General features: G+C 42.2%; 15 protein-coding genes and 2 pseudogenes. 12 read left to right on the top strand and 5 right to left on the bottom strand.

Features of this window, described 5'->3' with window-relative positions; genetic code table 11:
- Positions 1-7 precede the first annotated feature (7 nt).
- From trmD to N3A72_06840, 5 genes and pseudogenes are all read right to left on the bottom strand, one after another.
- Complete coding sequence (trmD, locus tag N3A72_06860) at positions 8-754, bottom strand: tRNA (guanosine(37)-N1)-methyltransferase TrmD (protein MCX7919313.1); 747 nt, start codon at positions 752-754, stop codon at positions 8-10.
- Positions 755-804: 50 nt separating this feature from the next.
- Positions 805-1,056: a KH domain-containing protein gene (locus N3A72_06855; protein MCX7919312.1), complete on the bottom strand. Its 252-nt coding sequence runs from the start codon at positions 1,054-1,056 to the stop codon at positions 805-807.
- A gap of 235 nt (positions 1,057-1,291) precedes the next feature.
- Positions 1,292-1,552, bottom strand: a pseudogene (gene rpsP / locus N3A72_06850) (30S ribosomal protein S16).
- Between the two features lie 89 nt (positions 1,553-1,641).
- Complete coding sequence (ffh, locus tag N3A72_06845; GenBank protein ID MCX7919311.1) at positions 1,642-3,000, bottom strand: signal recognition particle protein; 1,359 nt, start codon at positions 2,998-3,000, stop codon at positions 1,642-1,644.
- 172 nt (positions 3,001-3,172) lie between these two features.
- Positions 3,173-3,610, bottom strand: a complete 438-nt coding sequence (locus N3A72_06840) for a hypothetical protein (GenBank protein MCX7919310.1) — start codon at positions 3,608-3,610, stop codon at positions 3,173-3,175.
- Positions 3,611-3,834: 224 nt separating this feature from the next.
- Between N3A72_06840 and N3A72_06835 the strand changes: the two genes are divergently transcribed.
- The 12 genes and pseudogenes from N3A72_06835 to N3A72_06780 all read left to right on the top strand — a co-directional run.
- On the top strand, positions 3,835-4,323 hold the full coding sequence (locus tag N3A72_06835) for a DUF2062 domain-containing protein (protein ID MCX7919309.1): 489 nt from the start codon (positions 3,835-3,837) through the stop codon (positions 4,321-4,323).
- 82 nt (positions 4,324-4,405) lie between these two features.
- Entirely contained in the window at positions 4,406-5,065 is a 660-nt protein-coding gene (locus N3A72_06830) for a hypothetical protein (GenBank protein MCX7919308.1), read from the top strand.
- Between the two features lie 70 nt (positions 5,066-5,135).
- Complete coding sequence (locus tag N3A72_06825; protein MCX7919307.1) at positions 5,136-5,786, top strand: L-threonylcarbamoyladenylate synthase; 651 nt, start codon at positions 5,136-5,138, stop codon at positions 5,784-5,786.
- Between the two features lie 76 nt (positions 5,787-5,862).
- The gene (locus tag N3A72_06820) at positions 5,863-6,321 is read left to right on the top strand and encodes a low molecular weight protein arginine phosphatase (GenBank protein ID MCX7919306.1); all 459 of its coding nucleotides are present in this window, start codon (positions 5,863-5,865) and stop codon (positions 6,319-6,321) included.
- A gap of 11 nt (positions 6,322-6,332) precedes the next feature.
- The gene (rpiB, locus tag N3A72_06815; GenBank protein MCX7919305.1) at positions 6,333-6,806 is read left to right on the top strand and encodes a ribose 5-phosphate isomerase B; all 474 of its coding nucleotides are present in this window, start codon (positions 6,333-6,335) and stop codon (positions 6,804-6,806) included.
- A 77-nt stretch (positions 6,807-6,883) separates the two neighbouring features.
- Positions 6,884-8,131, top strand: coding sequence for a serine hydroxymethyltransferase (locus tag N3A72_06810; GenBank protein MCX7919304.1), 1,248 nt, complete (start codon positions 6,884-6,886; stop codon positions 8,129-8,131).
- A gap of 182 nt (positions 8,132-8,313) precedes the next feature.
- A complete protein-coding gene (locus N3A72_06805) occupies positions 8,314-8,988 on the top strand; it encodes a sigma-70 family RNA polymerase sigma factor (GenBank protein MCX7919303.1) in 675 nt (224 codons plus the stop codon).
- Positions 8,989-9,031: 43 nt separating this feature from the next.
- Positions 9,032-9,337 carry a hypothetical protein gene (locus N3A72_06800; protein ID MCX7919302.1) on the top strand — a complete coding sequence of 102 codons (306 nt, stop codon included), beginning with the start codon at positions 9,032-9,034 and terminating at the stop codon, positions 9,335-9,337.
- Between the two features lie 59 nt (positions 9,338-9,396).
- A pseudogene (locus N3A72_06795) lies at positions 9,397-9,492 on the top strand (prepilin-type N-terminal cleavage/methylation domain-containing protein).
- 580 nt (positions 9,493-10,072) lie between these two features.
- Positions 10,073-11,137, top strand: a complete 1,065-nt coding sequence (locus N3A72_06790) for a type II secretion system F family protein (protein ID MCX7919301.1) — start codon at positions 10,073-10,075, stop codon at positions 11,135-11,137.
- A 1-nt stretch (position 11,138) separates the two neighbouring features.
- Complete coding sequence (locus N3A72_06785; GenBank protein MCX7919300.1) at positions 11,139-12,338, top strand: GspE/PulE family protein; 1,200 nt, start codon at positions 11,139-11,141, stop codon at positions 12,336-12,338.
- 223 nt (positions 12,339-12,561) lie between these two features.
- The coding region (locus tag N3A72_06780; protein ID MCX7919299.1) for a hypothetical protein at positions 12,562-13,107 on the top strand (546 nt) is incomplete at its 3' end.

Genomic DNA, 13,107 nt, shown 5'->3' with positions numbered 1-13,107 from the left:
TGATAGTTTATTTTACATTTAATTCAGCTTCAATTTCAGCAATGAGCTGTTTATCTTCCGCGGTCATCAAATCCGCCTTGATTAACTCAGGACGAACTAATCTTGTTTTTTTAAGCGCTTGTTTTCTGCGCCAGCGCCGAATTCGTTCGTGATTGCCGCTGGTTAATACTTCGGGAACAGCTAATCCACGGAAAACCGCCGGGCGCGTATAATGCGGATAATCAAATCCTGCCCATTCAGAAAACGAATCCGCAATAACCGATTCTGGATTGCCTACTACCCCGGGCAATAGTCTACTCACCGCATCGATAATCACCAATGCCGGGATTTCTCCGCCAGTCAATACATAATCGCCAATCGAAATCTCCTGATGGTTGAATAACTGTTTAACCCGTTCGTCGATTCCTTCGTATCTCCCGCAAACTAATACCAAATTGGGTTTGTTTGCCAACTCGCGCGCCAGCTGCTGATTAAATAATTTCCCTTGCGGGGATAAAAAAATCAATTCTGCATCCGGATATTTTGCTAATCGCGATTCTATCGCTGCGGTCAGCGGTTCCGGTTTTATTACCATACCCGGTCCGCCGCCATACGGTTCATCATCTGCAGTTTTATGTTTATCAGAACAGAACTCCCGAATATCGACTAAGGTTATTGATAGCAACTTTTTTTCCTGTGCAATTTTCAGGATACTTTCCTGCAACGGTCCAGTGAAAATGCCAGGGAACAATGTCAGGATATCAATATGCATCATGGAACGAAATTCGGATAATACATCGGTGGCACTAGATTTGAACACCGACCCTATTTGCCTTCTTCAATAATTTCCATTACCGCACGCTTTTTCTGTTTAGCCGCTGCGGCTGAGAGAATGGTACGAATTGAGCGGGCAGTACGCCCTTGTTTTCCGATGATTTTCCCAATGTCACCAGGAGCGACTTTCAGTTCATAGATAGTGGTTTGTTCACCTTCAACTTCAGTGACTTTAACTTCGTTTGGATGGTCAACCAATGCTTTCGCAAGGTATTCAACTAAATCTTTCAATTTCACGTCCATACGTTACCTCCGTCTCGATTTTTACTAGCGTAATCCGAAACTTTAATCAAAGTTTGGATTCTACTGAATCTGCTTCAGTTAAGTTGTCTCGGTATTCTCTCTAGTGCCACCGTTTGTTTAATAATACCTTAGATTGCCAAGTTATGCAATCCAAGGAGTATTAAGCCGTTGCGGTTGGTTGATTCTGTTCAATTGCTGCCGGTTCTACAATCGTAGGTTCTTTTTTACTTGCTGATTTACTTTCCTGAAATTGTTTCATCACGCCGGTTTTAACTAAAATACTCCGAACCGTATCCGACGGTTTCGCTCCGTTTTTTAACCAGTAGAGTATCCGTTCAGTATCTACTTTTGTTACCGCAGGGTTGGTTAACGGCTGATATATGCCGACAATTTCGATAAACCGCCCGTCACGCGGTGACCGTGAATCAGTTACCACTAACCGATATGACGGTTTTTTCTTTTTCCCAACCCGCCGTAACCTGATTTTTACTGCCAAAGCGCTCACCTCCTGTTATAAGTACGAAGTATGACGTACCTAGTACCATAAATATTTTTTATCATCTTTATTCATTTTGGTGTAAAGATTTAAAACCCGAATTTTATTTTGCCTAATTTCGGCATGTGTTTTCCACCGGATGCGAATTGTTTAAACATTTTTCGCATCTGTTCGTACTGTTTCAATAGCCGGTTAATATCCTGCACCGAAGTGCCGCTACCTTTCGCAATTCGTAACCGGCGACTCCCGCTGATAATCTGCGGGTCACGTCGTTCTGCCGGCGTCATCGAATTGATGATTGCTTCGATTTTTTTCAACTCCTGTTCCGATTGCTGCATCAATGCCGGGTCGCTGATTTTGCCCATTCCCGGAATCATACTGAATAACGATTCTAACGACCCCATCTTGCGAACGGATAATAACTGCTCACGGAAATCTTCTAAGGTAAACGTTGCTTTCCGCAGTTTCTCTTCCATCTCCTTAGCTTTTTTCGCATCGAGTGTCGCTTCCGCTTTTTCAATCAAGGTTAGAACATCGCCCATTCCGAGGATTCGCGATGCCATTCGTTCCGGATGGAAATATTCGAGGTCGTCTAGTTTTTCGCCAACGCCGACAAACCGAATTGGCGCTCCGGTTACTGCCCGAATTGATAACACTGCGCCACCGCGCGCATCGCCATCTACTTTGGTCAGAATAACGCCGGTTATTCCAATCTCCTGATGAAACTGCTGGGCGACATTCACCGCATCCTGACCAGTCATTGCATCGCATACTAACCAGATTTCATTCGGTGAAATACTAGATTTCATCTCTTGCAACTCTTGCATTAATTCGGTATCAATATGCAACCGACCAGCGGTATCAATGATAACCAAATTATAATTCTGTTCATGCGCAGATGCAATTGCAGTTTTTGCGATTTTCGGCGGAGCAACCTCAGTACCTACCGAGAACACCGGAACCTGGATTTGTTTCCCTAACGTTTCCAACTGTTTAATCGCTGCCGGACGATAAATATCCGCTGCAACTAACATCGGTCGATACCCTTTACTGCGGAAATGTTTTGCGAGTTTAACGCAGGCAGTGGTTTTCCCAGAACCTTGAAGTCCTATCAGCATAATGGAATTGAGTTTATCTGGGTAAAGGTTTAATGGCGAAATACCGCTGGCACCAACTTCCGTCCTGCCGCCCATTAATGCGATTAACTCTTCATGAACGATTTTAATCACCTGCTGCGCTGGAGTTAAACTCTGCAGAACTTCCTGACCGACTGCGCGAGATTTAACCCGTTCGGTGAAATCGCGAACAACCTTAAAGTTCACATCCGCTTCTAGCAATGCTAACCGAACTTCCCGCATTGCATCCGCGATATTTCTTTCATTCAGCGTTACGGTTCCACGCAATCGTTTGAAAACCGATTCCAGTTTATTCGTTAGACTTTCAAACATACCTCACCTACATAGCAAACATTATATAGCTTATCTCCGTTTCGTGTTTCAATCGGGGAACCCTCTACTTAGCCTATCCTATGTACCTCGAAGAAATAACAATAACCTGAAGGTTACCTACCAGCGGCTAATGCCGCGAAGAAAAATTAGTTAGTCTTTCGCTGGAATAAGGTTATTCGGTTTCTTCTGGTTCCGATTCGCCGATCAACTGCTTCAATTCTCCTTCTATTTCACGAAGCGATTGTACGATCCGATGCGTATCGTAGATGATATCATCGGTTCTCAATCGTTGCGCAAGGTTATGCACCTGGTCGCAAATCCTTTTCAGTTTCTCTTTATGTTGGATATCCTCGTTAATCCAGCCGAGTTTCCGATCATATTCTTCGAGCGATTCTATTGCATGTTTAATCGAATCGAATACCGCTTGACGGGTTAACGGTTTATTATTTTCCGGATTGATAAACTGACTGGCAATTTCCGGCAGCGATTGGTCTTGAAAATAATGCATGGTTAAAAATTGTTTCTGCTTCTCGGTTAGCAACTCGCCATAATAATCGAACAGCAGATTTATCCGCACCAAATCGTTTAATAATTCCGTTTCTTTCGGCATAACGAATCCAGGGTCAACCGTCAAGCAAGGTATCTTTACGTAAAATCATACCCGAAAACTCGGCACGCTGTCAAGTAAAATGATTTGCTCTTGGGAGAACATAGGGAGTGCAATGAGAATTGAACCGTTCAATTCTCATTCAACTCCAGAGTATCCCAAGACCATGAAATACGAAAAATACCATTTGCACTGACTCGGTTTTTGAGATATTATCTATTAAACAAATGAAATATTCGAAACTACAATGTCAACCTAAACGGTGGATTAAACTCCATTATTTAAAAATCCTGCGTCTGAAGGATACGCCGGAAAAAATTGCTGGCGGGTTCGCCATCGGAGTGTTTATCGGGTTATTTCCAACGCCGTGGATAGGGTTAATTCTCGCGCCGTTTTTAGCCACGATTTTGAAACGGAATCGCGTCGCTTCAATTCTCGGCACGCTGGTGATGAACCCGTTTACCTCGCCGTTTGTTTATGCCGTGAGTTATACGCTCGGAGTTTTTCTACTCGGGCAGGGGCTTCAGAACCCGTTTCTCGTGATGAAACAAAGCAGCGTCATTGAATGGTTTGGAAAAGATGTTATCGTTCCCTATCTTATTGGGATAACTATCGTAACGATTATTGGAACCGCATTGAGTTATTGGTTTATCTTAAGATTGGTTATAATATATCAGAAACGGAAATTAGAAAAATTGCATCATAACAAAACATAAACCTAACCGCAGAGAGCGTAAAGAACGCAGAGAATGCAAACAATAGCGGCTGCGGCGTTCTCCGTGGTGGAGCTCATTTATTATGAATCCTGAATTATTACGAACTATCTATTTTGCGTTAGAAACAGTGTATCCGCCGATAATGAAAATGGATAAAACGAACTTGACGGAACTGTATGGTAGTGTCAATCAACGCTATCATTATTCGACGTTTGCATTGATTCAGAACGGTGCGGTGTTCTCGGAGCAGGATATCTCGGTCTGCCATATCCTACGCGATCGAATCCAATTTAAGGAAGAGAACCTGCAAGCGGATATCCAGATTTATAAAGAGAAAGTACTCGATATTTTAAAAATGACGCAAGCGAAATATGCTATTCCGGTTTTTTTCCTACAGGTGGTAACGCTCCGTGGAATATGGGATTGCGATAAAGAGACCAATGCTTCAGAGTTTATCCATCAGCGGTTTTTAAAAATTACACCGGAAGAACTGCAGGTGTTAGACCGGCCATTTGCTGGAATTGGGTTACGGTTTAATTCGCCAAAAGGCGAAGATACGTTTGATTTCCGAATCGAGCCGTGGTTCCGTGATTTGAAGTATCTTTTCATCGAACTACGCAGCGAATTCCCGTTGCCGATAAATAGTTTAGAAGTTGCAGAAAAACGGATTAACCAGACCTACGACTATTTGTTTACTAAAATCAGTACCTTCATTGCACAGCCGGAAAAACCAACAATGTAACTAGGAAAAACGAGCGGACATAAGCTTGATTTTTTCTGTACTTAAGTTCTTTTGTCGTTAGGAGAATTCTATGCAGATTATCAAAGTTAATTGTTTAACTCCCAATCCGAATATTGTAGAACTTGCGGCGCAAACGATTCAGAATCATGGAGTAGTAGTTGTTCCCACGGAAACGGTGTACGGATTAGTCTGTTCAGTTTTCGATGACTCTGCGGTGAAACGAATTTTTGAAATTAAAGGCAGAACGTTTGATAAACCGCTTCCGGTATTTTTTAGTAGCATCGAACAGATTGTTGCCGTTATCGGTTCGGAGAATGTGCCAGATTCAGCGATACAATTATTCCGGAACTATGCTCCGGGACCAATAACGGTGATAATCAAATGCGGGAAATCAATACCAACGCTAGTAACTGCACAGACTGAAACGGTAGGCATTCGGATACCGCAGAGCGCATTAATTTTATCGTTAATCGAGCGGGTAGGGATACCGCTTGCCAGTACGAGCGCAAATCATTCGCAACAACCGAGTCATACTGATGCCCAAGCGGTCATTGCGGAATTAGGCGATAGCGTCGATTTGATTCTTGACGCTGGCATCTGCGGAAGCGGGAAACCATCAACGGTGGTAGATTTAACCGCTGAACCACCGAAAGTGTTGCGCGAAGGAGAAATAACCGTAGCGCAACTGCGGGAAATACTGGGTGTCATCGAACCCTGCTAACCGCAAAGACGATCGGGTTATCGCTGAGACTCAATAAAAAACGAATACGGTACGGAAATTGCAGGTAACTGTTACTATGAAATCAGTGTTAATTGTGTGTACTGCAAATATCTGTCGGAGTGCGATGGGTGAAGGATTGCTCAAACAGATTCTAGCCGAAAAACAGATAACCGGGGTCACGGTTCGTTCAGCGGGAATATCTGCAGGTTCAGGATTTACTGCGTCAGCGAATGCGATTAAAGTAATGCGCGAACTTGGAATAGATATCTCCGGTCATAAATCGAGTCCAATAACCGTATCGTTAATCGAAAATTCCGATATCATTTTGGCAATGGAACAGTATCATAAAGAGTATATCGAGAGTATGTTTCCGGAAGCGAACGGAAAAGTCAGGTTAGTCCGAGAATTTGCGGTTGATACCAAGAATTATCTGGATATTGAAGACCCGATTGGCGGAACGCTCGAAACATATCGGCGGTGTGCTGATGAAATTCGACGATGTTTATTAAATTTTGTCGCTGAATATTTTACGTGAGGAATTAAACTATGGCAATATCTATAGCACTCGGTTCAGACCATGCTGGGTTTGAATTGAAAGAAAAAATTAAAATCTGGTTAGAGCAACATAACTATCCCTATCGCGATTTCGGATGTTATTCACTAGAGTCGGTTGATTATCCAGATTATGGACTCTTGGTAGCAGAAGCGGTTGCTCGGAAAGAATACACCTATGGGATAGCGGTTTGTGGTTCAGGAATTGGGATTTGCATCGTAGCGAATAAGGTTAAAGGGATTCGCGCATCGTTATGTACTTCGATCGAAATGGCAATAACCGCACGAACCCATAATAATGCGAATGTATTATGTCTAGCAGGAAGAGGCACTGACCATAATTTAGCGATTAAAATTGTAGAAACTTGGCTTACCACGCCGTTTAGCGAAGAAGCACGACACCAGCGGAGAATAGATAAAATCCGCCAGATTGAAACCAAATATGAATACACAAACTATGTCAAATAACAATGAGTATTTATTGTTAAAGGTTTATTTTTTACCTTACCATTAGATTTTTTATTCAATAAAGGAGTTATGAGACTATGTTTGGAAGCAGTTTACCAGCCGTTGACCCAGAAATAGCGCAAGCGATTCGGGATGAAATCAGTCGGCAGCAGAATAATTTAGAATTGATCGCATCAGAGAATTTTGTTAGTCCCGCAGTATTGGAAGCAATGGGTTCAGTTTTAACCAATAAATACGCCGAAGGATATCCTGCGAAACGATATTACGGTGGCTGCGAATATGTTGATATTGTGGAACAATTAGCGATTGACCGCGCAAAACAACTCTTCAATGCAGAACACGCGAATGTTCAAGCGCATAGCGGTTCCCAAGCGAATATGGCGGTATATTTTGCGATGCTGAATGTCGGCGATACAATTCTCGCGATGCAACTTAGTCACGGTGGGCATTTAACCCACGGGAGTCCGGTAAACTTTTCGGGAAAATTTTTTCGAATAGTCTCCTACGGGGTTCGACCCGACACCGAAACCATAGATTATGATGCGGTACGCTCCTTGGCGATAGAACATCGACCGAAATTGATTCTAGCAGGAGCTAGCGCTTATCCGCGAATTATTGATTTCGCTAAATTCCGCGCAATTGCTGATGAAGTCGGCGCATATTTTATGGTAGATATGGCACATATTGCTGGTCTAGTTGCAGTTGGTCTCCATCCAAGCCCAGTACCGTATGCTGATTTCGTGACTTCAACGACACATAAAACACTACGAGGCCCTCGTGCGGGGTTTATCCTCTGTAAAGAGAAATATGCGAAAGAAATCGATAAAATGATGTTTCCCGGTATCCAAGGGGGACCACTGATGCATATAATCGCCGCAAAAGCGGTCGCATTCAAAGAAGCACTGCAACCAGAGTTTAAGGTATATCAACAGCAGATCGTGCATAACGCGCAAGCTTTAGCAAAAGGATTACTCCAGCGGGGATACCGATTGGTGAGCGGTGGAACCGATACCCATCTTATGCTCGTCAATCTGCAGAATAAAGGGATTACCGGACGGGAAGCTGAAACGATATTAGGAGTCGCTGGAATAACCGTTAACCGGAATACTATCCCGTTTGAGACCCAAAAACCAACGATAACTAGTGGGATTCGCATCGGGACTCCAGCCGTAACCACGCGCGGAATGAAAGAACCGGAAATGGAATTAATCGCCGAGTTTATTAACCGTGCTATTGAGAATCGAACGAATGAACCTGCATTAGCGAAAATTCGAGACGAAGTTAGACAACTCTGCCAGAAATTTCCTCTGTATAAGAATTTATAAAATGACCTCAGAACGGATGAACGAAAAAACGTTAGAATGTAAGCTTAGTTGCAGTTGTGAAGGGTTTTAGTCCGGTCGTTCTACCGTTCTGAGTTCGTTTTTTATTATTCTTAGGTGATTTGTTGCTTATCCATTAAACCTTTTCCTGTCCTGATTCGTCTAGTATTCAGAAAGGAATATACATGCAAACGTTATCTCATCTTTCTGATACTGAATTGATTACGAGATGTCAAACCCGACACGACCATCTCGCCTTTTCCGAATTGGTTAACCGATACCGCAATGAGATATACCGCATCGTATATTATTATGTCCGAAATGCGGAAGATGCACTCGATGTTATGCAGGAAGCATTTATTAAAGCATATATTTCATTAGCGACGTTAGATGATACCAGCCGATTTCGGGTTTGGTTAATTCGGATTGCAGTTAATCAGGCGATAGATAATTACCGGAAATGGAGTAAACAAACTGCCAATAATTGTAATCAGAACGCAGATGAAACTGGTGGACTCAGGACGCACAATTTAAGTCGGAATCCGCGAAACCAAATGGAAACTAAAGAACTTAACCAGCAGATAACGTATGCAATTTCAAAATTGCCAAAACAACAGCAGTTAGTATTTATCCTACGGTTTATTTACGAGATGCCGATATCAGAAATTGCGGAATCGGTATCGTGCTCAGAAGGAAGCGTTAAATCGAATGTATTCCATGCGCTACGAAAAATGCGGAAAGAACTCGCAAAACTTCAGAAAGGAGAATTACCCTATGCGCCGATGTCGCTGGTATCAAACCCTGGTTCCGGAATACCTGTTTGGGGAATTGACGCCGAGCAAATTGCTGAAGTTCAATAGGCATATCTTGACCTGCAAGCAATGTCGCGAAGAAGTATCTACGATGCAAGATGTTCTAGGATACATTCGAACAGAAGTTGCGGAAGTTAACCTTCCTACCGAATCTGATTGGCAGAAATTCCATACCACATTAACTGCACGGTTAACACAAAAACCGAAACCAAACTATCTGCACCAATGTATCCTTTGGTTGAAAACGATGGTGGTTTCACAACCAAGTTGGGTAACCGCGTTCGTTTGTGCCGTAACCATAACTATTTTGGTTTTTCATTTGGGAAAATCAAACAAATCGTTCGCGTCAAATTCTGATTCGAATCAATTTCGTTTTTTTAGAAAAGCGAATCGCTGAAACCAAATATGTTTATGAGATAGATAACTAATGGTTTAGGAGGATAATGTATGGTTCGGATGAAGAAAATAACCGGATTTACTATGATAGAATTAATCATCGTCACCAGCATAATTGGGATTTTAACGGCAATAGCTATTCCCAATTTTCTCGCAGCACGAACCCGCGCGAAAGTTTCGCGCACTCGAGCTGAACAGGAAATGCTGATGCTTGCACTGCAGAGTTATTTTGCAGATAGAACAACGTATCCACTAAACCATACAAAAGGATTATTGAGCGATATAGATTTAATTCCGTTAACGACACCGATTGCGTATATGACGAGTTTACCCAAAGACCAATTCCAGTTTCCGGAACTTCGCGAAAACCGTTTCGTAGGTTACGATGTTAAGAATAAAAAACCGTTACCGGTAGATAACCGGTTCGGCGGATATGGATATCTCAATTATCTACAACTAGCACCGAAAAAAGGCGAGGTTTCGAAAGAAAATCCATTTAGTGGGAATAGCTGGTATCTTATCAATAGTTTAGGACCGGATTTCGACCTCGATTATAATACATTAACAATACCGCATAGGTATATTTCTTATGACCCAACGAATGGAACCACGAGCGACGGAGATATCTGGTTAACCGGCCCGTAGAATCAATAGAAGAATGGAAAACGAAAAACCGAAACTTGTTAAGAATGCCATCTTTACATAAGAATAAATAATGCGGAGAAAGGGAAATATTATGCTGAATACAAAAGGTTCACGGTTCGTTAACGATGAATTGATATTATTCACGCGCCATTTATCTGCAGCGGTAAGCATGGAATTACCGGTCAGCCAGACGCTTGAAGTTATGGCGAAAGAAATGAACGGGCGAGCGTTCGGCCGAACTTTAACTGAGGTTAAAGAACAGATTGATGAAGGAACGCCGCTTTCTCAAGCATTAGGGAAACACGACCGATATTTTCCTGAATACTACTGCCGATTAATTGCTGCCGGTGAACAGGGAAATGCATTAAAAGAAATCTTAGACCAGCTTGGGGATTATCTTGACCGGACGTATAAACTGAATAAACGGATTCGCGCCGCATTAGCCTATCCTTCAGTAGTTGGCATATTAATTTTATTAGATATCATTCTCATTGGGTTTATAGGAATTATTCCGCGATTTAAAATGGTATTTATGGAACTTGGCGCAAATTTGCCTTGGATTAGTTCGTTACTGCTTACTATCGGTGAAAGATTTTTCTATTATCTCGGTGGATTTATAACTGGAATAATCATATTGCTAATGCTTTACTATACAACTGGGATTATCCGCTCCAGAAAGGGAAAATTTATGATTGACCGGGTCTTATTAAATCTGCCGTTAACCGGTATTGTTACGCGCAGAATTGCAGCAGCTCGGTTCACTCGGACTCTTGGCAGTCTCCTTCGTGGCGGGGTTCCTCTGCCAGAAGCGTTGCGATTAACCGCAGATACGAGCTTTAACGAGGCGGTTAAACAAGCGATTTTAGCAGTTAAACAACAGGTTGAAGAAGGAGAAAAATTCGGGCAGAAATTAGCGGGAACGGAAGTATTCCCGCAAACGATGGTTTGGATGATTGCAATGGGCGAAGGTAAGGGAACGCTGGAATCAACGCTTGACCATCTAGCGGATTATTACGATACGCAAGTTGAATCGAGTATCGCGGTAGCTACCGCAATATTCGAACCGTTAGTAATCATTATCATTGGGATTATGGTCGCATTTTTTGTTACCGCAATGTTTTTACCGTTATTCAATATAATCAATTTCATTAGATAACATGTTCAACCTGCAAGATACACCCCAAAAACCAAGTCAGCTCGTTGATGAATTGATTGCGCAAGCGTATGCTTGGCGTGCCAGTGATATCCATCTAGAACCGCATCAGAATGGGTATCGAATACTCTATCGTCGCGACGGCGTTTTACATCAGGTTAACCAGACTAATCTAGATATCGGAATTAAATTAGTTGCTCGGATTAAAGTTCTAGCACAACTTCCGGTATACTTACGAGACACGCCATTCGACGGGCGGTTAGTCTGGAAAAATGACGGTAATCCGCACCATGATTTACGGGTTTCTATTATTCCGACCATTCACGGGGAAAAAGCGGTTATTCGATTATTCGATTTCGCACAACATCAATTGCATCTCGCAGAGTTAGGGTTCTCAGTTCAAACTCTCAAACAATTAGAACAATTGTTTACTCAACCGCGTGGTACGATTTTATTAACCGGTCCCGCTGGAAGTGGAAAAACTACTACGATTTATTCCGCATTGCGGTATATCCATAAACAGAACCAACAGATGAAAAATATTCTTACGATCGAAGATCCAGTTGAATGCGATTTGGGGTTTGCGGCACAAACGCAGGTTAAACCGAAACTCGGGTTAACTTTTGCGGAAGGATTACGCTCGGTTCTTCGACAAGATCCGGAAGTAATCGTTGTCGGCGAAATCCGGGATTTCGAAACGGCACAGATTGCTATTTCTGCAGGATTAACCGGCCATCTGGTAATTAGCACCGTCCATTCTGGTCGCGCAACGGAAGTCTATATCCGTTTATTAGAGATGGGCATTGAACCGTATCTATTAGCTTCATCAGTGAGCGGGATTCTCGCACAACGGCTGGTTCGTAAAATCTGTGAACAATGTAAAGAAGAATATCGTTCTCAATTGGTCAATGATATACCCGCGTTTAATTGTTTAACCTCAATGAAGTTATACCATGGTAAAGGATGCGATGCCTGTGCGAATACCGGCTATTTCGGCAGGACTGCGATAAGCGAATTGTTGATTCCGAACGAATCTATCCGTCAGCTACTGTTGTCGAAAACAACAACACAAGAACTGGAACAAACCGCACGAAATAATGGGATGCAGAATATTCTTGACGATGGCATCGAAAAGGTTAAACAAGGTATAACTACCTTAGAAGAACTCGTTCGAGTTATCGAACGCTCGATAATCTATGACTAAATCGAAGTTAACCGGTTTTATAATATTACTAATAGCTTTGGGAGTTGGACTGCTCGCAAATGAGCTTGGTACATTTTATCTCGGCAGACCATTTCTGATATATCCAAAACCATTTTTAGTATTAATCATCATCTGGCTAATACTCATAGGTTTATATCTTCGGCAAATTAAAATTAGTAGGCTAATTTTTTTCTCATTCATAGCCATTTCTCTTATTGTGGTTATGATGTACTCTCCAGTTACTGCCGGATTTCTTGCTGGAAACGGCTTATTAATTTGGTTACTATATAAACTAAAATTTAAAAAGATAACATTTATCGCGAAACTCTGTATCGACCTTGGTTTGCTCATGGCTGGAATTGCAATATTCCTTACGGGAATTTCGATGCTGAAATCTAAAATAGTTCCCGATGAGGTTTCTATCCTCTGGGTTATTGCCGGAGTCAGTTTTGGAATAGGAATAATTTTAACCGCAATAACCAAACCGGAACGCGCCTTGAAGATTAGCATGATAGTAACAGCAAGTATCGGTTCGGTATTTACTATTTATTACTTATTTCTTATTTTCAGTTCAGCGGTAAGTGGTAGATTTGAATTCAATGCAATATGGTCAATGTTTATTGCGCTTAGTGTTACCGTTGTATTCATTGGATTAGAGTTACTTCTTTATCGGTTCCGGAGAAGTAAATTCGCTTGGTTATGGCTCGTAACAATATTCGGTGGTGGGATATTTACCGGGCTTGGCGTTGGAACGGGAATAGTTCTATGT

It is taken from the genome of bacterium (assembly GCA_026416715.1).
Taxonomy (GTDB): domain Bacteria; phylum UBP4; class UBA4092; order JAOAEQ01; family JAOAEQ01; genus JAOAEQ01.
This window is presented reverse-complemented; position numbering and strand designations above follow the sequence as displayed.